General features: G+C 57.2%; 15 protein-coding genes. 11 read left to right on the plus strand and 4 right to left on the minus strand.

Annotated elements, in window-relative coordinates:
* Positions 1-114: 114 nt before the first annotated feature.
* A complete protein-coding gene (locus MID00_RS11835) occupies positions 115-1,227 on the plus strand; it encodes a diguanylate cyclase (RefSeq protein ID WP_252605448.1) in 1,113 nt (370 codons plus the stop codon).
* 73 nt (positions 1,228-1,300) lie between these two features.
* Here the strand turns inward: MID00_RS11835 and MID00_RS11840 are convergent, their stop codons facing one another.
* A complete protein-coding gene (locus MID00_RS11840) occupies positions 1,301-3,733 on the minus strand; it encodes a penicillin acylase family protein (protein ID WP_254498868.1) in 2,433 nt (810 codons plus the stop codon).
* Between the two features lie 186 nt (positions 3,734-3,919).
* Between MID00_RS11840 and MID00_RS11845 the strand changes: the two genes are divergently transcribed.
* From MID00_RS11845 to MID00_RS11870, 6 genes are all read left to right on the plus strand, one after another.
* Positions 3,920-4,507 (plus strand): hypothetical protein, encoded by a 588-nt coding sequence (locus MID00_RS11845; protein ID WP_009464005.1) that lies wholly within the window; start codon positions 3,920-3,922, stop codon positions 4,505-4,507.
* Between the two features lie 417 nt (positions 4,508-4,924).
* A complete protein-coding gene (locus MID00_RS11850) occupies positions 4,925-6,142 on the plus strand; it encodes an ABC transporter substrate-binding protein (protein WP_254498869.1) in 1,218 nt (405 codons plus the stop codon).
* A gap of 67 nt (positions 6,143-6,209) precedes the next feature.
* Positions 6,210-8,105, plus strand: coding sequence for an ABC transporter permease (locus MID00_RS11855; RefSeq protein WP_254498870.1), 1,896 nt, complete (start codon positions 6,210-6,212; stop codon positions 8,103-8,105).
* Positions 8,102-8,869 carry an ABC transporter ATP-binding protein gene (locus tag MID00_RS11860; protein WP_254498871.1) on the plus strand — a complete coding sequence of 256 codons (768 nt, stop codon included), beginning with the start codon at positions 8,102-8,104 and terminating at the stop codon, positions 8,867-8,869. Before MID00_RS11855 ends, MID00_RS11860 begins: the two co-directional genes overlap by 4 nt.
* The gene (locus tag MID00_RS11865) at positions 8,866-9,645 is read left to right on the plus strand and encodes an ABC transporter ATP-binding protein (protein WP_226349801.1); all 780 of its coding nucleotides are present in this window, start codon (positions 8,866-8,868) and stop codon (positions 9,643-9,645) included. The genes MID00_RS11860 and MID00_RS11865 overlap by 4 nt, the downstream gene beginning before the upstream one ends.
* Before the next feature lie 48 nt (positions 9,646-9,693).
* Positions 9,694-10,242: a DUF924 family protein gene (locus tag MID00_RS11870; protein ID WP_254498872.1), complete on the plus strand. Its 549-nt coding sequence runs from the start codon at positions 9,694-9,696 to the stop codon at positions 10,240-10,242.
* A gap of 155 nt (positions 10,243-10,397) precedes the next feature.
* Here MID00_RS11870 and MID00_RS11875 read toward each other — a convergent pair whose 3' ends face one another.
* Positions 10,398-13,238 (minus strand): c-type cytochrome, encoded by a 2,841-nt coding sequence (locus MID00_RS11875; RefSeq protein WP_254498873.1) that lies wholly within the window; start codon positions 13,236-13,238, stop codon positions 10,398-10,400.
* Positions 13,235-13,711: a (2Fe-2S)-binding protein gene (locus tag MID00_RS11880; RefSeq protein WP_035273699.1), complete on the minus strand. Its 477-nt coding sequence runs from the start codon at positions 13,709-13,711 to the stop codon at positions 13,235-13,237. The genes MID00_RS11875 and MID00_RS11880 overlap by 4 nt, the downstream gene beginning before the upstream one ends.
* 400 nt (positions 13,712-14,111) lie before the next feature.
* Between MID00_RS11880 and MID00_RS11885 the strand changes: the two genes are divergently transcribed.
* The 4 genes from MID00_RS11885 (at position 14,112) to MID00_RS11900 (ending at position 19,000) form a co-directional block, all read left to right on the plus strand.
* A complete protein-coding gene (locus MID00_RS11885; protein ID WP_254498874.1) occupies positions 14,112-16,370 on the plus strand; it encodes a xanthine dehydrogenase family protein molybdopterin-binding subunit in 2,259 nt (752 codons plus the stop codon).
* Positions 16,371-16,431: 61 nt separating this feature from the next.
* A complete protein-coding gene (locus MID00_RS11890) occupies positions 16,432-17,256 on the plus strand; it encodes an alpha/beta fold hydrolase (RefSeq protein ID WP_115634365.1) in 825 nt (274 codons plus the stop codon).
* 81 nt (positions 17,257-17,337) lie between these two features.
* Entirely contained in the window at positions 17,338-18,390 is a 1,053-nt protein-coding gene (locus MID00_RS11895) for a 2,5-dihydroxypyridine 5,6-dioxygenase (RefSeq protein WP_045931261.1), read from the plus strand.
* Positions 18,377-19,000: an N-carbamoylsarcosine amidohydrolase gene (locus MID00_RS11900; RefSeq protein WP_250756049.1), complete on the plus strand. Its 624-nt coding sequence runs from the start codon at positions 18,377-18,379 to the stop codon at positions 18,998-19,000. Before MID00_RS11895 ends, MID00_RS11900 begins: the two co-directional genes overlap by 14 nt.
* A gap of 123 nt (positions 19,001-19,123) precedes the next feature.
* On the opposite strand, the gene MID00_RS11905 is transcribed toward MID00_RS11900, so the two are convergent.
* Complete coding sequence (locus MID00_RS11905) at positions 19,124-22,426, minus strand: autotransporter domain-containing protein (RefSeq protein WP_254498875.1); 3,303 nt, start codon at positions 22,424-22,426, stop codon at positions 19,124-19,126.
* Positions 22,427-23,070 lie beyond the last annotated feature (644 nt).

The raw sequence follows: 23,070 nt of genomic DNA on the forward strand, positions 1-23,070 counted from the left end.
TGTAAGTCGGGGTCAGCGCGGGCGGACCCTGAAAGAACTGACAGCTTGTTTTTCAAACTCATGTAACTAAAAATTGCCGTTATGTTACTTTGTTTCTTCTTAGCGAATTGATTGATGGGAACAATTCTGGAAGGCTGGAAAAACTTGCAAGCGATCAGTATTAGCTCGGTGCGCGACACACTGAGCGGGAAATATCATTCTCGTGACTTCATTCATGCCCGAATGGAGTATTTGCGCAGCCGTGTCATTCTGGTCGGCTTGTTATTTGCTTTGCTGACCCCCCTTTGGACTTTGATGGACTGGCTGGTCTTGCCCAGCTGGCCCGCGCATTTGATGGCGATACGGGTTTTAAGCCTGGGGGGATTGATCTTGTGCGTATGGCTGGCTTTCAATGGCCACCAACGCATTACCCGCATTTATGTTTTAAGCGGCCTGGTCTTTATTTTGCCGGCCTCTTTTTACGCTTATATGCTGCTGACCCTGTCCGGGGCCGGCCAGTACGTTGTACTGGGGTATGGCTTTATTCCTTTCCTGCTGGTGGCCACCTTAAGCATTTTTCCTTTCACTTTGCTGGAATCAGCCTTGGTGGGGGGCGCGTTAATTGCTTTGCAGGTTTTGGCCAGTGTCAGTTCGGGAACCTGGCTAAGCATGAAAGGTTTACAGGATCTTTGGCTTTTGACAGCCTTGCTGGTCGTCGCTTTAACAGCCAATTATTTTCACCTGGGGCTTTTGCTGCGTTTATATCGGCAAGCCACACACGATACCTTGACCGGCTTGTTGAACCGGGGCGCGATTAGCCGTCAGCTGGGACAGGGACCAGTGCGTGAAAGGCTGCATGTGCTGATGGTGGATCTGGATCATTTCAAGCAGATCAACGATACCCACGGTCACTCGGTAGGGGATGACGTGCTGACGCGTACTGCCTCTTTATTCAAGGCGCAGCTGGGGCCGGATGATCTGGCGGCCCGTTATGGTGGCGAGGAGTTTGTGCTGATTCTGGCCGGACGTAGTGATGCACAGGCCTTGAGTTTTGCCGATCTGCTTTTGAGCCAGGTACAGGCACAAACCTTTTATAACCACGACCGCGAGGCTTTTCAGATTACGGCCAGTATGGGTTTGGCGGTGTGTCAGCCCGGTCAGGTGATTGAGGATGTCCTGATGCAGGCTGACCAGCGCTTGTATCAAGCCAAGCGCGCTGGTCGTAACCAGGTGGTAGCGAGGGATTAAGCCTGCCGGGTGAAGCACAAGGAAACGGGGCCTGGAGCGTGTACCGCTCCAGGCCCCGTTTTCTATTGACGGCTTAGTAGCGCAGGGTTTGGCTATCCTGGCTGGCCTTGTCGATGTCCTGAGCGCTGATGGCATCGCTCTTGCACTTGAAGGCAGCAAACATCTCCAGCTGATCCGAGTGATGGGCGCTGGCTTCGCCTTCAGGATTGATGAAACCGCTTTGACCGGGAGCCATAACCGAGCACATGCGCACGCCGGTGGGGTCCAGCACATACTGGAATCGGGCGCTGCCGGTGTTCAGATAAGGCATGATGCGGCGCTCGTGTGCAGGGTCAGACCAAGGCACCCCAATCGCATTGCGTGCGGCGAACAGCATGGATACGGCTGGAGCACGCCATTGCTGGGCTTGTGCACCCTGTGATTTCTGTAGCGAGGCAGCAGCTTGCTCCAGTGCGTCCAGCACCAGTTCCTGGGCCGGGCGACCTTGCAGGAAATCAATTGTTTGTGGCACACCAGCAGCCGGGCCCTGAATGGCATTCCAGATCAGCTTGGCGGCCGCAGCGGGCTGGGCACTGCGCGGATCATCCATGGCCGGGTACAGGCTTTGTGTGTAGGTGTTGTAGACGCTGTCAGGCAAACGACCTTTCAGGAATACGGGCACTGCGGCTTGCATCCAGGCCTGCATCACGGCTGGGGCGCTGCCTTCGTACTGTTTGCCATTGCTGGCCACGTGCAGCTTGTAGTCCCAGCCTTTCAGTTGTTCGGCAGCCTGACGGGCCAGGGCACTGGCACGTGGCAGCTTGGCAGCTTCCTGGATGATGGGGGCGAAGTAGCGCGCATTCAGATCAGAGCGGGCACCCAGGGAGTCAATGCCCCAGATTTCTTCGTCACTCAGGCGCTGCTTGGCCTGTAGCGGTGCCAGCAGTTCCTGCACACGGTCCACATAGGAGAAGTTGGAGTTGTCTGCCAGCAAGGCACCGTAAGCCTTGTTATTCCAGCTGGCGATATAGCCTTGCTGCGGGTTCAGCACTTTGGGGTTGTGATCAAAGCTCAGGAAGCCTTGCCATTCCATACTGCCGTCGCCCGCTGCAGGGAACTGGATCGCCTGATTGGCTGGGCGCTTGGGCAGGAGGCCCAGGGCTGCTGCACCGATATTGTTCTGGGTGTCGGCATAGAACCAGGTAATGGAAGCGCTGACGCGCGAGGCCTGAGCCATGAATTGATCCCAGTTCTTGGCCTTGGCCGCATGGGCCCAGCCCAGCAAGGTTTCAATTTCCCGGCCTTCCCAGGTGCGACGGTTGGCGTAGGCGGTGTTGTTTTTTTTGTCCCAACTGCTGACATAACCTTGAGCTGCGCGGTAAACGTCCTGCGTCACATCGTCCTGACCACGCACCTTGATGCGTACCTGCTTGTGCTCCATGGGGCGCCAGGCATTGTTGTACCAGTAACTATGCGGGTCACCGTCTTTCAAGCGCAATTGGTAGACGTCATTGGTGTCCAGCGAACCCACGGTGGAGCCCCAGGCAATCTGGCCATTGGTGCCGAACAAAATAGCGGGCAGGGCAACGGCCGTGCTGCCGGTCAGGTCGTAGCCGGCACCGTGCAGGCCGACGCTATAGGTAATGGACGGGGTGTACCAGCCTTGTTGCGGGCCGTTGTACAGCACGGCATGACCGTGGCTTGTCTTTTCGGGGCCCAGCAACCAGGCATTGCTGGCAGTAGGTGTGCCTGCGGCCACGGTGGGGCCCAAGGCCACGGCTTGCTTGTGCAGGTAGTCCTGCGCCGCTTGTGCGGACAGAGCCTGCAAATGCGTAGGCAAATCGGCCAGCGCTGCCTTGGCGTCAGGCTGCGGAATAATGGTGGGGGCAGTCGGGTCGTTCAGCCAGCGTAGTTGTTTGTAAAGCTGTTCGCCACGTTCCGCGCCCTGGTCTGCTTTCAGGGTTTCCAGCAGACTCAGGTTGGTCACTTCGGCCGTGCCAGCAAAGAAGCGGTTCAGAATCAGGCCCACCCAGACCATGGCAATGTCTTCAGGCTGCCACTCAGAAGGCTCAAACCCTTTGTCCAGAAACTCCTTGGGCATCAAGGTGTCGCGCTGGGCTTTCACCTCGCGAACGCGTTGGGTGAAACCAGCGGCATAGCCCTCGAACATGGCGCGGTCCTCTTTGGACAGAGCGGCCAATTGTTTGCGGATAGAGTCCGGATCGATATTGTTGTGAGTGACTTTATCCAGCTCCAGGAAGTCCGGTCCCAGAACTTCTGCCACGGTTCCCCAGCCAGAGCGCTTGGCAATTTCCATCTGGTATAGACGGTCTGTAGCCACGGCATAGGCATAGCCATAGAACAGGCCATAAGTGCTGTCGGCATAGATATGAGGAGTGCCGTAGCTGTCGCGCTTGATGGTGACGCTGCGCTCACTTAAGGGGGCGCTGGCGCAGGCGGCCAGCAAGACGCTGGTGGTCAACACGCCAAGAGTCAGTCGGGATGGAAAGCGACGGGGAAAAGTCAAAATCTTGTCTCCAAAAGAATAGCCTGGAAGGCTACGTTTTTTTATCTCTTGAGAATATAACGTCAAAATTCTTTAGGCATTGATATTTCCAGGTGAAACCTTCTAGAGGATTTCCCCAGTAGAAGCGGGGTTTGGGAACGAAACTTGCTGGTTCTTTGTTGAGCACATTTATTGGGGAGCCTTGTTATGGAACGCATTATTGCGGCGGAATTCGATACGTTTGATCAGGCCCAACAAGCTGCGCGAGTCCTGCAGGGGCTGGGCTTGGAAAGTCAGGATCTGCAGATTTTCTACCTTAAACCAGGAGGTCAGCATGCGCAGTATCCGATTGGAGGTGACAGAACTTTGGACAAGGCTGCCCGAGGAGGTGGTTTGGGTGCCATCCTGGGTGTCGTTCTAGGGGCCGTCTTGGGGATCGCCCTGGGCTGGTGGTTATTGAGCATGACAAGCTGGCCTCAGCTGTTGTTGCTTGCCTTTGCGGCCTTGGGGGCTTACATCGGCGCCATGGTGGGCGGGATCGTGAAGCTGGGTGGCCATAAGCCTGAAAAAGAGCCTTTAAATCGCGTTTCGGGTGTCATGTTGGCGGCGCGTCTGGGGTCGGCCGAGGAAGCGGTACTGGTGCGTGAGTTGCAGCGCAATGGGGGCTACGCGATTGAATGGGCCAACGGCAATTGGAGTGATGGCCAATGGCAGGACTTCAACCCAACGCGCACCCCTCAGTTATACGATTTACCCTCTGCGGGGCAGAAAGTTCACGAGACTCGCAGTGGCTGATTGCCACTTTGGCGCGGTGACTCCAGAGCAGTAGCTCATAAGCCTTTCTAGCGTTTTTAGCCGTTTGCTTCCCCTTTGCCGGATATGATGGAGCAGTTTATGAAAACCATGATTCGGCGCGTGCAGGAACCAGGCGGGGTGGTTGCGTTTTAATCCTTGGGCTTATTAAGTGTAGTCACTGTATATCGGTAGTTATCTTCGTTTCAGGCTATCTACTTTTTCTGCTCATTTCTTCTTGATCTCCTTGCTGTAACGGCTTTTTGCTTGGCTTGTTGTGTTTTATGCTTAAAGTGTTCAAGGGTATATCCCTAGGTCTTGGCCGATTTACTCCAAAAAATACCATGTGTACACTTTAAATCACTAAAACAAGACAAGTTGCTGAGTCGTGTTTCGCCTCACAAGCCCACGGAGAAGACAATGAACAAGACATTTGCAGGGGTAGCACTGGCAGGAACGATAATGTTGCAAACCTTGGGGGCCACCGCTGCCGCCGAGGGGGTGATCAAGATCGGGGAGCTGAACAGCTATAAATCCCAGCCCGCGTTTTTGGGGCCCTATCGAAACGGGATGGAGCTGGCGGTTGAGCAGATCAATCAGGCCGGGGGAATTCACGGCAAGCAGCTGCAATTGATCATCAAGGATGACAACTCCAATCCCGGCGATGCGGTACGTGCGGCCGAGGAATTGATCTCGCGTGAAAAAGTGGATGTGCTGACCGGGACCTTCCTGTCCAATATCGGTCTGGCCATTACCGACTTTGCCAAACACAAAAAAGTATTCTTTCTGGCCAGCGAGCCGTTGACCGACAAGATCGTCTGGGCCGATGGCAACCGCTACACCTTCCGCCTGCGGAACTCTACCTATATGCAGGTAGCCATGCTGGTGCCCGAAGCCGTCAAGCTGAACAAGAAGCGCTGGGCGATTGTGTATCCCAACTACGAGTATGGACAGTCCGCCGTGGCCACTTTCAAGACCTTGATGAAAGAAGCCCAGCCCGATATTGAATTTGTGGCTGAACAGGCTACCCCGCTGGGCAAGGTCGATGCCGGTGCCGTGGTGCAGGCCTTGTCCGAAGCCAAGCCTGATGCGGTCTTTAACGTACTGTTTGCGTCCGACCTGGCTCGTTTGGTCCGTGCCGGTAATCAGCGCCAGTTCTTCAGCCCTGCCTTGCCGGTAGTCAGCATGTTGACTGGCGAGCCGGAGTACCTGGATCCCTTGGGTGAAGAAACGCCGGAAGGCTGGATTGTGACGGGCTACCCCTGGTACGCCATCGACACGCCCGAGCACAATGCCTTCCTGAAAGCCTATCGGGACAAGTACAAAGAGCACCCACGCCTGGGCACGATTATTGGCTACAGCACCATTGTGTCGATTGCCGCCGGTATTGAAAAAGCCGGTTCTACCGACACGGAAGCCATGATCAAAGCCTTCCGTGGTCTGGATGTGGTCACGCCTTTCGGCCCCATCACTTACCGTACGCAAGATCAGCAATCCACGCAGGGGGCGTATGTGGGTGTGCTGGCCAAACAAGACGGCAAGGGCATCATGACCAATATTCGTTATGCCGATGGCAAAGATGTACAGCCTACGGATGAGCAAGTCAGCCAGTGGCGTCCTGCCGCGGCCAATCAATAATTCCAGGAACGCAGTATTTCGTAGATCGGCGCACCGTCTGGTGCGCCACTTCTGACGCGAGGCAGTAATGGCCTTATCGGGTTTATGGGTGCAGTTCCTTAACGGGCTGGCCGAGGCATCGTCTTTGTTCCTGGTGGCGGCGGGTTTGTCCCTGATCTTCGGGGTGACACGCATCGTCAACTTTGCACACGGTTCCCTGTATATGCTGGGCATCTACATGGCGTACTCCACCGTGCAGTTCATGGGGGGCTCGGCGCTGGGGTTCTGGGTAGGCTTGATTGTGGCGGCCTTGCTGGTCGGCGCTTTGGGAGCCTTGCTGGAGATCGTGCTGCTGCGGCGTATTTATAAAGCGCCCGAGCTGTTCCAGTTATTGGCCACTTTTGCCCTGGTGCTGGTGATTAATGATGGCGCTTTGGCCGTGTGGGGGCCGGAAGATCTGCTGGGGCCGCTGGCTCCGGGTTTGAGCGGTTCTATTTCCATTGCAGGGCGCTTCTTCCCGATCTATGACCTGGTGCTGATCGTGATCGGTCCGGTAGTGCTGGGCTTGCTGTGGCTCTTGCTGACCCGTACCCGATGGGGGGTGCTGGTGCGCGCCGCGACCCACGACAGACAGATGCTGGGTGCGTTGGGCGTGAATCAGGCCTGGCTGTTTACGGGTGTGTTTGCCTTGGGCGCTTTCCTGGCCGGTTTGGGTGGTGCCGTGCAATTGCCGCGTCAGCCCGCCAATCTGCTGCTGGACCTGAGCGTGATTGGGGATGCCTTTGTGATTGTGGTGGTCGGCGGCATGGGCTCCATCCCCGGTGCTTACGTGGCTGCGCTGATCGTCGCTGAATTGAAGGCCCTGTGTATTGCGCTGGGCACGGTCACCTTCTTTGGTGTGGACTTTGCCTTTCCGAAGTTGACGCTGGTGGTGGAATTCATCTTCATGGCCGTGGTGCTGGTGTTCCGGCCTTGGGGCTTGTTTGGACGTGCTCAAGCCGTCAGCCGTAACTCGGCCCCTATCGAAGCGCCTCTTCGTGCTGGTAGTGGAGCGTTCCAGGTCATGGTGCTGGTGGTTCTGGGTGTGATGGCGGCCTTGCCTTTGATGAGCGACTGGTTCCCGTATGCGCCCGTGCTGGCTCTGGATATTCTGGTTTTGTCCCTGTTCTCCTTGAGCCTGCATTTCATGATGGGGCCAGGGGGCATGAACTCCTTTGGTCATGCTGCTTACTTTGGTCTAGGCGCTTATGCGGCTGCTCTGTTGTTCAAAGCGGCGGCCTTGTCCATGGGCTGGTCCCTGGTACTGGCTCCAGCTGTCGCAGGCTTGGGTGCGCTGATCTTTGGCTGGTTCTGCGTGCGTCTGTCCGGTGTTTACTTGGCCATGCTGACTTTGGCTTTCGCACAGATTATCTGGTCGATTGTGTATCAGTGGGACAGCTTTACGGGTGGCTCCAATGGCGTGGTCGGTATCTGGCCTGCGGAGTGGCTGTCGGGTGATCGCTACTATTACTTTGCCTTGCTGCTGGTGGTGGCAGCGGCCTTCCTGTTGCGTCGCATCTTGTTCTCCCCCTTTGGTTACGCCATGCGTGCCAGCCGGGACTCGGCCTTGCGGGCCGAGGCCATTGGTATCCCCGTCAAGCGCGTGCAGTGGCTGACCTTTATTCTGGCAGGTACGTTTGCCGGTCTGGCCGGTGCCTTGTTCGTGTTTTCCAAAGGTAGCGTCTCGCCTGAAGTGATTGCAGTGAACAAGTCCGTGGATGGCTTGGTCATGGTCTTGCTGGGTGGTTTGCAAACTCTGGTTGGGCCAGTGGTGGGTGCAGCCGTATTCACGTTGCTGCAGGACTTCTTCCTGGGCATTACACAGTATTGGCGCGCCTTGTTTGGTGGCGTGATTCTGCTGCTGGTTCTGGCTTTCCCGCAGGGTATTGCCGGCTTTTTCAAACGCTGGGCACATCGCCGCGTAGCACCGGAGGCATCGTCATGAGTTTGCTGCAAGTACGAGGTCTTAAAAAAGCGTTTGGCGGCAATCTGGCCGTAGACGGTATCGAGTTTGATGTGCAGGCCGGAGAGTTCCTGGCCCTGATCGGCCCCAATGGGGCTGGCAAAACCACCACCTTCAATATGGTGGGCGGGCAATTGACGCCTACAGCCGGGTCAGTGCGTTTGGGCGATCAGGAACTGGTAGGGCTGGCCCCGCGCAAGATTGCTGCCTTGGGGGTGGGCCGTACCTTTCAGATTGCCGCAACTTTTGCGTCCCTGACGGTGGTGGAAAACGTGCAGATGGCCTTGCTGGCTCATCAGAAAAAACTGTTTTCCTTCTGGCGTCGGGCGGCTCAGTTCGAACGGGCTCGTGCGCTGGATTTGCTCGATCAAGTAGGCATGCTGGCGCAGGCCGAACGGCCTTGCAGCGAGCTGGCTTACGGGGACGTGAAGCGGGTGGAGCTGGCGATTGCGTTGGCCAACGACCCCCGTCTTTTGCTGATGGACGAACCCACGGCAGGCATGGCACCCAAAGAGCGTAATGAGCTGATGCGCCTGACCAAAAAACTGGTGATCGAACGCAATATGGGTGTGCTGTTTACCGAGCACAGCATGGACGTGGTGTTCGAGCACTCGGACCGCATGTTGGTGCTGGCCCGTGGTCGGCTGGTGGCAGAAGGGGGTGCAGACTATATTCGTCAGCATCCCAAGGTGCAGGAGGTGTACTTTGGCACAGGCAAAACATTCGAGAATAAGGAGCCAGCATGACGCAAGATTTAGTAGCCGGTTCTGAGCGAGTTGCCACAGGCGTGGCCGACAAGCAGCCTTTGCTAAGTGTGGATGGCTTGAATGCCTGGTACGGTGCCGCGCATATCTTGTTTGACCTGTCACTGACTGTGCAACGTGGTGAAGTGGTCGCCTTGATGGGGCGTAACGGCGCGGGCAAGTCCACTACCTTGAAATCCATTATGGGTTTGATGGAGCGCTGCGACGGTCACATTGAATTCATGGGCCAGGCCATTCACGACAAGCAGCCCTTTGAAATCGCACGCGCAGGTTTGGGCTTTGTGCCCGAAGACCGGCGTATCTTTACCGACCTGAGCGTCACGGAAAATCTGGAAGTGGGACGTCAGCCAGCACGGCGCTGGCCCGATGGTACAGCAGCTCCGCACTGGCAGCCCGAGCGCTTGTACAGCCTGTTTCCGAATCTGGGTCAAATGCAGGACAGGCCCGGTGGGCAGATGAGCGGGGGCGAGCAACAAATGCTGACCGTCGCGCGCACCTTGATGGGCAATCCTTATCTGGTCTTGCTGGATGAACCATCCGAGGGCGTGGCTCCCGTGATTGTGGAGCAGATGGTGCACATGATTCTGGAGCTGAAGCAGGCCGGAGTCAGCATCTTGCTGTCCGAGCAGAATTTGCATTTTGCCGAGCTGGTGTCGGATCGGGCTTATGTGCTGGAAAAGGGGCAAATACGGTACAGTGGCGCCATGCAGGAATTAAGTGCCAACGAGCAAGTGCGGCGCACTTACCTGTCCGTCTAACTTTGGGCCTCCCAGTAATGGAGGCCAGACCGGCTTCAGGAGAACACCATGGCAGATGCAAGTGCCAATCCTCAGGCAGTGATTGATTTCTGGATTGAATCAGGGCCAGAGAAATGGTTTCGCAAGTCCGATGACTTTGACCGGGAATTTCGCGAACGGTTTTTGGATTGGCACGAACGTGCGGCCAAGGGCGAGCTGGATGATTGGGCACAGACGGCAGAAGGAGCCTATGCCTTGCTGATTCTGCTGGATCAGTTTCCGCGCAACTCTTTTCGCAATACCACGCGCATGTATGCGACCGATGAGAAGGGGTTGGCGATTGCCAAGGAAATGGTGGCCAAGGGGCTGGATAAACAGATTCCGGTGGAGCGTCGGGTGTTTTGCTACTTGCCGTATTCCCATGCAGAGAACCTGGCCGATCAGCAAGAGGCCGTGCGTCTGAATCAGGAAATTGGCCGTCCCTGGCTGGACCACGCTGAGGAGCATCTGGATGTGGTGGAGCGCTTTGGGCGCTTCCCGCACCGTAATTCGATCCTGGGGCGTACTACGACTGCGGAGGAGCAGAAGTTCCTGGAGGCTGGTGGTTTTTCCGGCTGATGGGTTTTGAGTCCGGGCCAGGCTGGGATCTTGGGCTTGGCCTGGGCCAAGTCTGAAGGCGATGCACCATAAAACAGAGGCGGCCAAGTGAAAACTTGAAGCCGCCTTTGTTTCGTTTGCCGCGCGTCCAAACACTCTCTGCGGACACCCCCCGTCTACAAGTGTCCCTTCTGTTCCCTGATGGTCGCAATCTTGTCTTTCAGTCCTGTCCAGGCCGGTTTGTCCGGAGCAAAACGCGCTCGCATATAGTTCAGCAAATCTTCCATCTGCTCGTCATTCATGCTGTTCTTGAAACCGGGCATGGAGCCCAGAGCAGGCTGTGCCGGACGGGTAATGCCGTGCATCAATACCTGAATCGTATTGTCCGGATGCTCGCTGTGCAGATTGCTGTTCAAGGCCAGGGACGGGCGGGCACCAAATAGCACCGGCCCACCGCGCGGGTCGTGACAGACAGCACAAGCGCCGTTGAACAGGTTTTCACCCGGCATCAACATCACTTCCTTATTGCTGCGGCTGTTCTGCTCCAAAAGCGCGGCCTGGGCGGCGTGCGTTTGTTCTTGTTCGCTCTCGACCGGGTTCAGGCTGCTTAGATAATGCGCCATGGCGCGGACATCGGATTCAGGCAGTTCTGCCAAACCCGCCACGACCGGTCCCATTGGTCCTGCTGCCACGCCATGACGGGGCGAATAGCCGGTACGCAAGTACTGGTATAGCTCCTGCTCTGTCCAGGGGATGGGGGCTTTGGACAAGCTATTGAGTGCAGGCGCTTCCCAGTTGTCCGCAAAACCACCGGCCAGGAAATTCGCTTCACCCCCTTTCTCGGCACCCAGCATATTGCGCGGGCTATGGCAGGCCGCACAGTGTCCGCTGCTGTTAACCAGATACGCGCCCCGATTCCATTGCACGGTTTGCGTGGGGTCCGGCACGTAGGCATTCGGATCACGGTGAAACAGCAGGTTCCAGCCCGCTACCAAAGGCCGCATATTCATGGGGAAGGGCAGTTTGGTTTCAGGCACTTCGGATTTCACCGGCTCTTGCGTCATCAAGTAGGCATAGAGGGACTGCATGTCCTCATCGCTGATCTTGGCAAAGGCCGTGTAAGGGAAGGCCGGGTACAGGTGGCGACCGTCCTGATGAATACCTTCGCGCATGGCACGTTCAAAGGCTTTGTAGCTCCAGCTGCCTATGCCGGTTTCTTTGTCCGGGGTGATGTTGGTGGTATAGATCGTGCCAAACGGCGTATCCAAACCCAGACCGCCCGCATTGGGTGTGCCGCCTTCAGCAGTGTGGCAGACCATGCAGTCGCCCGCAATCGCAACCAGGCGGCCGCGTTCGATGGCAAGCTCTGAAAAGATGGAGGTATCCACCTGGCCGACCGGTGCAATGGCAGGTCGCCAGGGCAGGGCACTCAAGACTGTGCCGGTGGCGACCGCGGCCAAGGCACCCCACCAGGCTTTGCGTTTTTTGCTGCTGCCTGTCTTATCGGCCTGATAGCCCAGTGCCAAAGACTGTTCGCTAAAGGGCGCACTGGTCAGGCGTATGCCACTGGCATTGAAAATTGCATTGGCAATGGCGGCAGCAGCAGGCAGTTCCACGCCCTGATTCCAGGCCAAAGGCTGGCCTACGGCAGACTCCCGTTTGACCAGTTGAACGGCTGGCTTGTCGGCTGTTCCCCTGACGGGACGGTCGCTGCTACCTTCGTCACCTTTGCCCACGCCGTTGTTTAGCAGTTGCTGTGCCCAACGGCCTAGTCGGTCGGCCAAGGCGGGTGCAGACTCTGGGGCCTGCTCGGCATTGCCCAGTTCGGTGCTGTCGTGGCCAATGGTCAGCTTGTCTATGCTGAGTGTGCCTTGGCGGGTATCGACGCTGACATCGACAGCCCAGGCGGACCACTGCTCGCGTGCAGCTTGCCCGGGGACGTGTTCAACAATATGGCTGTAGGCCAGCCCGCGACCCTTGCGTAAAGGGCCTTGATGGGCGGGCAAGGGTTCGGACCAGTCCGACTGTTCGGCAACCCGTTGCAGCAGATCTCGACCTTGGGGACTACTGACTTGTTCCAGTCGTGCCGCCAAGGGATCCAGTCCCAGGCTGTGGCAGTCTTGATCGAACTGCGACTCTTGAGCAAAGATCGTGGCCTGGGCCAGGCTGTCGGGGTCGCTGCTGGCGGCTGCGCCATCATAGTTAGGTGTAGGGGCGGAGAAGTAATCGTTTTTTACGGCCGGGCCGCTGCTGGGCAAACCTGGCTGACCGCAAAGAATGGCCGCCAGAGAAGGGCGTGCACCGGACAAGGTGTTCAGTTGCCAGCGGGTGGCCCGCAAATGGGCATTCAGGTCGTTTTGCTCTGCAGTGCCTTTAAAGACACTCAGGCGAATGGTGTCTGCACTGTGGCTGGCACGAACTTGTACGGCCTGGGGGCGCCCAAAGGCCATGACTGCCGCATCCATGGCACAGTCGTAAGCATCGGCCTGATTACCGGCAATATCCTGCAAATGGATCTGTTCGCTGGGCAGGCCGCTCAAGGCTTGCAGCTCAATCAGCAGGGCCGCGGGGCGCTGCGTATGCGCCCAAACATAAAGCTGTTTGTCGTGATAACAGGCACGGGCCCAGGCAGTTTCCTGATGCTCGGCGGCAGATTGCCATTCATAGCTTTGATCGGGGGTGCTAAGCGTAGCAGCAACATCCTCATTCGCTGGAAGCGCAGCCTGGTTTGCCGCTACGGGCGTAGCCCAACGTGCATCCAGCAAAGCAGCGCCTTGCTGAGCCTGCTCGGCTTGCACCGCCAGCACACCCAGAAAATTGCCCATACGCACACAGGCCACGACACCAGGCACTTGCAGGGCGGCCTGTTGGTTTACTGTCTGTAATTCAGCACCCAGATACTGCCCGTTTTCGTAGGACCAGTAAGGAGGGCGTACAACAGCGCCATGCAGCAGGCTGGTGCCAGCAGGCAGTTCCGGCCATAACGCTCGGGAAAGGTCTTGTACTGAATGACTCATTGCCGGGCCTTTGCGACGCGTACAGCGGCTTGCATGATTTCTACGTGTGTGCCGCAACGGCACAGGTTATAGCGCAGCTCGTCCCGAATTTGCTCTTCGGTGGCTTGCGGATTGCGTTCCAGCAGGGCCTGCACAGTCATGACCATGCCATTGAGGCAATAGCCGCATTGTGCGGCCTGGCAGTCAATAAATGCCTGCTGAACATCATTAGGCTGGCCGTTCCGGGCCAAGCCTTCCAAGGTAGTGATCTGACGGTTTTCTACCAGGCTGACAGGCACAACACAGGAGCGGGCGGCCACACCATCGACCAGCACCGTACAGGCGCCACATTCACCCAGGCCACAGCCGAATTTGGGGCCATTCAGTTCCAGGTCGTTACGCAATACATAAAGCAGCGGCGTATCGGGTTCCACCTCGATGATGTGGGTCTCTTGATTGACCCGCAAAGTATGCGGGCGAGTACAAGGGTTCATGGGTTTCGCCTTTGGTAGATCGCACCTTGTTGTCGGACAGCGTGTGCGGTGCTTTTATCAGCTCGGTATTGATATGCTTAAATTAAGTGTATACACTTTAATTTATCGAGTAAATAGATTCTACTACTCCCTTGAGGTATCAATCAAAGCCCTCTTGGGAAGCCGTTCGAAATTCGGTCTAATCTTATTTAATATAGGGTTTACACTGATTATTAAGCCCTTGATTTTCTCTTTATAGTAGTTGCGATAAATGGGTTGAAGCGCACTGAATTTGTTTTTATTAGGGCGTGTACGCTAGTAATCAATGTTTTGCCAGGGGGCGTTTCAGGCAGGTTTTCAGGGATGGAGCCCTGATGGCCGGTTTCCAGCCCCTTATATAAAGCCCAGCCAGGAGAGTGTGATGTCTTACGATGCGCCGCGCCACCAGCAGCAAGACTTGCTCAGGGCGTCTGGCACCTTGCTGATTTTAGCGGCACCGGCGCGGCCTCCCAAGCCTTCGCCCGGCCAGCCCGGCGTGGTGTCCGAGTATTTGCAGGCGCACGACGATGTCTTTGTCGCCGTGTCCGAACAGGGCTGGGTGCGCGCTTTTAATGGGCACGTGGATCTGGGTACCGGCATTCAAACTGCACTGAGTCAGATTGTGGCCGACGAGCTGGATGTGCCCATGGCACGCGTGCAAATGGTGCTGGGTCATACCGATGCGGTGCCCAATCAAGGCCCCACCATCGCCAGTGCTTCGATTCAGATTCATGCTGTACCGCTGCGCAAGGCGGCGGCTCAGGCACGTCAATTGCTGCTGGCACAAGCCGCAGAACGCTGGGCACTGCCTGCCGATCAATTACGCGTGGAAGACGGCACCATCATTGCCCCGGACGGGCGCAGCCTGACGTACTGGAAACTGCTGGAGGGTCTGGAACTGCGGGCCTATCTGGATAAAGAAACTCCCACCAAACCGGCCGAACAATTGCGCACTGTAGGGACAGCCCAGGCGCGTGTCGATATTCCGGGCAAGGTCGCAGGGCAGTGGGTGTATGTGCACGATGTGCGCGTGCCCGGTATGTTGCATGGCCGCGTTGTGCGTCCTCCTTATATAGGGCGTGATAGCGGCGACTTCATCGGTCGCAGTCTGGAATCCGTGGACGAGGAGTCCATCCGTCATATTGGCGACGATGTGCGAGTCGTGGTGATTGGCGACTTTATTGGTGTGGTCGCGCGTCGTGAAGAACACGCCATGCGTGCTGCCCGCGAATTGAAAGTGCGCTGGAAAGCGATTCCTCCGCTGGAGGATATGAGCAATCTGGAGCAGCTGATTCGTCGTCAGCCCATGACAGAGCGTTTGCTGGCCGATAAAGGGCCGGGTTTTGACGAGCTGCCGCCAGAAGGCAAACGCTTGAAGCGTAGCTATGTCTGGCCTTTTCAACTCCATGCCTCTATTGGTCCGTCTTGCGCGGTGGCGGACTATCAGCCCGGTCATAGCCGGATCTGGTCAGGCTCGCAGAACCCGCATATGTTGCGCGTTCATTTGAGCCAGTTGCTGGACGAGGACGAGGCCGGTCTGGAGATCATCCGTCACGAAGCGGCCGGTTGCTATGGCCGTAATTGTGCTGACGATGTGTGTGCGGATGCCTTGCTCTTGTCCCAAGCCGTAGGTGCGCCGGTGCGTGTGCAACTGACGCGAGAACAAGAGCACGGCTGGGAGCCTAAAGGCGCTGCTCAGTTGATGGATGTCGAAGGCTCCATTGATGCCCAAGGGCAACTGCGTCATTACGATTTTGTGACCCATTACCCCTCCAACGATGCGCCGAACCTGGCGCTCTTGCTGACGGGGCGGGAGTCGGCGGCCCCCCGTCAGTTGGAAATGGGGGATCGCACGGCAGTACCGCCTTACAGCTATCCCAAGCAGCGCATTGTGTGTCAGGACATGCCCGCGATTGTGCGCGCTTCCTGGTTGCGCGGCGTGTCGGCCATGCCCAACTCTTTTGCGCATGACTGCTTTCTGGATGAGCTGGCAGTGGAAGCGGGTGTGGACCCCTTGACCTATCGCCTGCGTTATCTGGATCAGGATGAACGTGCTCAGGAGCTGCTGCAGGCGGTGGCGGATAAGGGGCACTGGCAGATTGGGCAGCGTGGTTCGCGCGGGCAGCCGGATGAGCAGGGCTATTTGTATGGCCGTGGTCTGTCGTATGCCCGTTATATACACAGCAAGTTCCCTGGTTTCGGGGCGGCCTGGTCAGCCTGGTTACTGGATTTGCGGGTCCATATAGAAACGGGCGTGATCGACGTGCAGAAGATTTATGTGGGTCAGGATACCGGGCAGATGGTGAACCCGGCCGGTGTGCGCCACCAGATTCACGGCAATGTGATTCAGTCCTTGAGCCGCACGTTGTATGAACAGGTGCGCTTTAACGCACAAGGCGTGGTCAGTGCGGAGTGGGGCGCCTATCCCATCGTTGATTTCCCACGTATCCCGCCCATAGAGGTGATTTTGATGGACAGGCAGTCCGAGCCGCCTATGGGGTCGGGCGAATCCGCCTCCGTACCCTGTGCCTCGGCCATTGCCAATGCTTTGTTTGATGCAACTGGCCGACGTTTTCGGCAGGTGCCTTTTACACCGGATGTGGTCCGGGCCGCGCTGGCTGCTACGCCTCAAATGGCCTAGGCAGCAGCAGTTTTCATGGGTCGGGCTTAGGGCCTGACGGTTTCAATCCAAGGACAGATTAATGAGTACCTTTCTTTACGGCGGCCATGTTCATGCCAATGGCATTCGTCAGCATTACTTGCGTTACGGTGGTTCCAGCGAGGGTCGCGATCAGCGCCCAGCCGTCATCATTGTTCCTGGTATCACCAGTCCGGCTGTGACCTGGGGCTTTGTGGGCGAGCAGTTCGGCAAGCACTTTGATACCTACATTCAGGACGTACGTGGTCGCGGTTTGAGCGAAGCGGCTGAAGGTATGGATTACAGCCTGGATGCGCAGGCGGATGACTTGATCGCACTGGCTCAGGCGCTGGGCCTGAAGGACTACATCGTGGTCGGTCACTCCATGGGTGCCCGCATTGGTTTGCGTGCCGCTCACAAGAACAGCGATGGCCTGAACCGTCTGGTGATGGTTGATCCGCCAGTGTCCGGCCCAGGTCGTCGCGCTTATCCCTCCAAGTTGCCCTGGTACGTGGATTCCATGGCGATGGCTCGCAAAGGCTGCACCGCAGAAGACATGCGTGCCTTTTGCCCGACCTGGACCGAAGAGCAATTGCAATTGCGTGCCCAGTGGCTGCACACCTGCCATGAGCCTGCGATTCTGGCCAGCTTTGAGGGCTTTCATACCGACGATATTCATGTCGACTTCCCGCATTTGACCGTGCCCGCCTTGCTGATGACAGCCGAGCGCGGGGATGTGGTGCGTGATGAAGATGTGGCCGAGATTCAGCAGTTGGCCCCTGGCGTTCAGCACGTTCGCGTGCCTGATGCCGGTCACATGATTCCTTGGGATAACGAAGCAGGCTTTTACGAAGCCTTCGGTGACTTCCTGGGCCAGCGTTTGGTGTGATGTTGAAAGGGCCGCACGGGCGGCCCGTCGTGATGCAAAGGTTCCGCGTCAGTGTCGGAACCTTTCACAAGGAGAGACAAGATGGCAGTTAGTGATTACCAACTTATCGAGGCATGGCAAGAAGTGCTACGCCTGTCCAAGCTGCAGGCAGGTCAAACCGTGACCTTGCTGACCAGCTCGACCACGCACCCGCAAACCATGCAGTGTGCGCAGATTGCTGCTCAGTCCATGGGTGCGATTGTGAATCGCCTGGACTTGTTGCCGGTCAACGCGGAAAAAGCCTTGAGCCGGGACTCTCTGGCCTATCTGGGCACGACGCCTTTGACGGGTAATGAGGCGGCAATCGCGGCTTTGAAGGCCAGCGATCTGGTGCTGGACTTGATGACTCTGTTGTTCTCGCCCGAGCAGATCGACATTCTGAAGTCGGGCACGAAGATTCTGCTGGCCGTGGAGCCACCAGAAATTCTGGTTCGCACGGTGCCAACGGAAGCGGATCGTGCACGCGTGACCGCTGCGGCCGCTTTGATCAAGGCCGCCAAGGAGATGAGCATCACCTCTCCTGCTGGTACTAATTTGCGTTGCCCGCTGGGCGAGTTCCCGGCAATTCGTGAATACGGGTTTGTGGATGAGCCCGGTCGTTGGGATCACTGGCCTAGTGGCTTCGTGCTGACCTGGCCGAACGAGCTGGGCACTAACGGCACCATCGTGATCGACAAGGGCGACATCCTGTTGCCACAGAAGAAATACTCTACCGAGCAGATCATTCTGACCGTGGAAAACGGCTATGCCACCAAGATTGAAGGTGGTATCGAAGCCGAGCTGCTGGACGAATACATGAAGACCTTCAACGATCCCGAAGGTTATGCCATTTCCCACATTGGTTGGGGTTTGCAGCCACGCGCTCACTGGTCCACCTTGGGTCTGTACTCGCGTGAGAACACCATTGGCATGGATGCGCGTGCGTTCGAGGGTAACTTCCTGTTCTCCCTGGGCCCGAACAATGAAGCTGGCGGCAAGCGCACAACCGCATGCCACATTGATATTCCTTTGCGCAATTGCACGGTCAGCCTGGATGGCCGCGCTGTCGTGCGTGATGGCAAAGTACTGGACGGAGGCGTTGGTGAGTACGAATGAAGGAGCGGTGTACGCTCAACAAGGTTTTGGGTCGACGCTGGAGCCTAAAGCTCCTTACGGCTTGTTGATTATTGATCTGGTGAATGGCTTTGCGGATCCTGCCGTGTTTGGTGGCGGCAATATTCCTGAAGCTATCGAGAACACACAGAAGCTGTTGGCAACGGCGCGTGAACAGGGTTGGCCGGTGGCTCATACGCGTATCGTGTACGCCGATGATGGCGCTGATAACAACATCTTCAGCATTAAAGTCCCCGGCATGCTGGGTCTGATCGAAGATGCGCACAACAGCCACATTGTGCCGGAATTGGCTCCTGCGCCCGGTGAGTTCATCGTTCGCAAGAATGTGCCTTCGGCGTTTTTCGGTACGCCCTTGGCGGCTTGGTTGACCCAGCGTGGTGTGCAAACACTGCTGGTTGCTGGCGCCGTGACCAGCGGTTGTGTGCGTTCCAGCGTGGTCGATGCGATGCAACTGGGTTTCCGTCCCTTGGTGGTATCGGATTGCGTGGGTGACCGTGCGATTGGCCCTCACGAGGCGAACCTGTTCGATATGCGTCAGAAGTACGCCACCGTGGCAACGCGTGAAGAAGCGATGAAGTTGATCGGACTTTGATCGAGCGAGTATCGGTGGTCTGCCGCTTGGGGGCAGGCTGTCGGACCTGTGCCCCTGGGAGTCGAACGACTCTCGGGGGCTTTTTTATAGTTGCTGTTCAGGTCCGTGTGAGGCCATCTGTTTTTAAAACGCCCAGCGCAGATTCATCTGTCCTTGCAGCGATGAATACCCGCCTCCGAACTGTGAACTGATGCTGGTGCCAATCGACAGACGCTCACTGCGTTGCCAGGTCAGGCCAGTTCGCAGGCTCATCGTGTCGCGAGGCAGTACGCTATTGCGGGTATTGAACGTCGTATCTGTGGATGCAATGGCGAAACGGGCAGCTTGAGTCAGGTCGCGATCCAGCCATTCGTGATTCCAGCCAATGTCAACGTTCACGGCCAAGTTGCTGCCATCAGCCAGGGGGCGCTTCCATTCTGCCGTCAGCCCCAGGCTGGAGCGCAGGGCGTCTACGCGCTTGCTGTCCAGGTGAAGTCGAGTGGCCGCATTGCCAGATTCGTCGACCGATGGGCGGGACACCAGGGCATAGTTCATGCTGGCAAAGGGTCCGACAGAAAAGGATGGGTCCAACTGCCACAGGTAGCCTGTGCCGGCGTCAATCGACAGATTGCGTCCTGTCCAGTCGGACGAGTGCGTGGCCTGGTAGTCTCCAATGGCAATTTGTCTGCGCATATCGGCTTGTTCCAGACCCAGGCGCAGCCCGCTGAATGCAAAAAGACCTTCCCGAGCACCGGGGCGGTATTGCAGATGGGCAGCCAGACCAAACGCGGTGGCTTTGCTCTTGCCGGAGTAAGGGGCATCTGGTTTGACCGACAGGTCTGAAATATCCAGCTGCGCTCCCACGGCGAAGTCGGGGGCTGACTCCAGGGCGCGTCCGGCTCCAAGGATCAGGCCATAGCTGTGGGCATCGTAGCCAAGCATGGACCCGCGCGTGTTTTGATCGCCACTGGCACCGAATACCAAGGCGTAGCCCTGCCAGTCAGTACCGGGTCGCAGCATGCTTTGGCTCAGGCCTTGGCGGGCGGTTTGCATGATTGAGCGCTCGTGCATCAGGGATCCAGCCATTGCAGCGCTGTAGCCTGCCGGTGAGATCTGGTTCAGGGCAGCGGGTATTTGGGAGCCGTCCGTGGCCGAGAAGTCGAGCGCCTGGAACAGGCCTTGTGTGGCTGCTGGCCCGGCAGCGGCTAGTTTGAACAAGGCTTGGCCGGCTTCTTGCTGGTTCTCGTCGCGGCCATACTGGCTATAGGCATTGTTGGCTCGCGTGGCCGACAAGCGATAGCGTTCATTACCCAAGGGAGCGGCGTCAAATTGCAAGGTGGGTGATACGGAAGCGATTTGAGTGGTGCCGAAGCTGCCGCTGTAGCTGGCTGCTTCCACAAACGAGTTTGTGTCGACGGACCAGGCGTTTTGATACCAGTCGGCGGCGGGCGTCAGTTGCAGCGTGCCGGCCAGGTCAGCATGGCCACTGACGGCGAGGGTGTCATGGCCGCCTTTACCATCAAATTCGGCTAACAGGCGGCCTGTTGCTGTTTGTTGGAAGTTGCCATTTACATTGATGCGTCCGACGGAGTTGCCGGGCGCCAGGGTGCCGGCATTAATCAGAGCATTGCCGCTGGCCAGATCGAAACTGGCATTCCCGCCCAAGGTTGCTGCTTCCTTGATGGTGGCGCTGTGAACCTGCAAGGTGCCGTTCAGTTGCGTTGTGCCGCCGTCAAATGACAGGGCCAGATTGTCTTTGCCGGTGATGTTGCCGGCGTAGCTCAAGTGGAATGTGGCATCGGGCTGATCAATGCTGCGGCCCATCTTGTTGGCAGCCTGACCAAAGGACAGCGTAGTCAGACGCAGCTTGTTGTTGTCGTCGCGTTCTGCGTAATGCGACACTATATCGCCTTCAATTTGTGCGCCTTGCATCAGGTTGATGCGCTCAACGTAGGCATTGTCAGAGATCAGGATGGCCGCTTCTTGACCTGCAACTCGCCCGCTGATGTCGGCTTGTTGAACCAGGGGGCCGTTCAGTTCGGGGAGCAGGGCTTCATTGCTGCCCTCGCTGCTGCGGATGTAGGATCCACGTCGCTCGGTCTCGTTGCCTAGCGAGTTGGTGCCAAAATCAAAACGCAGGCCTACACCCTGAGGGCCGCTAGCCTGGATATCGCCGCGATGAACCAGTGTGTGTCCGCGACCATAGGCAAATTGAACGCCTCGCCCGTTCAAACCATCTGCGTAGATTCTGACGCCTGGGTCGATGACAAGGGTGTTGTTCTCGCCATCGACCCGTATGCCTGCACCGCCTGATCCTGCTGCCAGCAGGTCAGCGGCTTGTCGGACCTGATTATTGCTGCCATAGATATGCAGGCCCAAGCCTAAAGTGGATTGGTTGTACTGACCTGGAAGGTAGTGGGTGCCCTGGGCATTGCGGGCAAAGAAGCCTTGTGTATTCACCAGTTTCAGGCCATCGCCGTAGATCGAGCGCCCGAAGAAGTTGGCCCGGTCAATGGTGTAGCCCAGGTCTTGCAGGACGGCCAGTTCAGCTTCCATGAAGCCCGAATAGTTACGGAAATTCTGGTGGCTCATGACGCTGTTTCGAAGTTCGATGTGGCTCATGAAGTTGTCATCTACGTCGCCGTTTTCCCCCAGTATCTTGACGGGTACGCCCTGCAGGCCTCCAGCCAGGACTTGCTCGATATTGGCACCGACCAGGAAACCCTTGTCCTGCCGTAGATCGAAGGCATCAGGGTCGTAAGAGGTGTTGCAGCCATTGCATAGAACTTTCTGTCCTGCCTGTGCTGGATTACCGTTGTCGTCCCTTAGCAGTTGCGTCCAGCTACTCAGCTGGCTTGTGAAATACGGTCGTATGTCATGGTCATCGCCTCTGTTTTCTACGCTGCTTAAGATACCCAGGCCATGAGCAACTTCGTGAATGGCCGTCAGGAGTACGCTGTCTTTACCGGTCTGGGGTGTTTGTGTAAGCGTCGGTTTTGTTGCGTAGTCGTCTGTGCCCAGGCCAAAAAACCCATGCCCACCTAATGGCAGCGTGCCTGCCGCTGGCGTCAGGCCGAAGATATTTTGCTGCATTTGCGTTAACGCACTTTGGCCGTCATTGGCTTCGGGTGAGCCACCGTAGGCGTTGCCCGACACATTACTCGTACCTATATTGATAATGGTTGGGGGATTGTTACCTTGGGTCTGGAGTATTTCAGCCCAATAGCCCAAGCCGTCAACGATCTCGTTTTTGTAGGCTTCATGACCTTGCCAGCTCCAGTAGGACGTATTGCCCTGGTTGTCGAACGGACCATCGCCAATTTCAAAAAAACGCGCGATAAAGACGGGGCGTCCCGAGGCGTTTTCTATGATTCTGTCTTCCAGGGCTTGAGCAGACAGTGGGGCAATGACAAGCGCCAGGGCGGCACACAGTTTTGTTGGTTTCATTGTTGAGCAGGTGTTGAAGGCGCGAGATATTGTTTGCACTGGATGGCCCCTGAGGTAGAGGAAACAGTTTGATTAGAGTGGGGCGTTCATTGTTGCTGCATCGGGGCAGGGCTGATGAAGGGTGGTGCCTTGGCCTGTGTCGGAAAAATATAGCAGATGTGTCAAATTGATATTGTTGGTTTTAAACCCTTGGTCGGGGTTTTTAAACGGCGTGCATCTGCTCTTTTGAGCTTTGAGCTTTGAGTTTTGGGTTAAAGGGTTGCGGGGTTGCCGGGGGAGTCGCTTTTTTTGGGCGGCTTTCTTCTGGACGTGCCGTTGGGCTTTGCGTGAGGCCTGTGGATGGTTTTCTTGTGCGGCCCGGGTACGGCTTGTCTTGGCGGGTCCCTTGCCCACGCTGCGCGTGGGTTCCCTTGTCAGAGTGCCGGGGCGGGCGGGTCGTGAACTCTGAGCGCGGTTTGTCCCCCGGACAAACCGCAAGCGTGCTCCTCAAACAGCACGCCCCTTGCATCCCGCCCCAGCACTCTGCCCGCGGCAAGAGCCCTGACTCGCCCGCCAAGCCGTATCCGGGCCGCACAAGAAAACATGTGACACTGGTTAAAGCCCAAACGGCACTGGGGCGGAGGAAAAGAAACGAGGAGGGTGGG

Source organism: Alcaligenes sp. NLF5-7 (assembly GCF_024266725.1).
GTDB lineage: Bacteria > Pseudomonadota > Gammaproteobacteria > Burkholderiales > Burkholderiaceae_B > Alcaligenes > Alcaligenes phenolicus.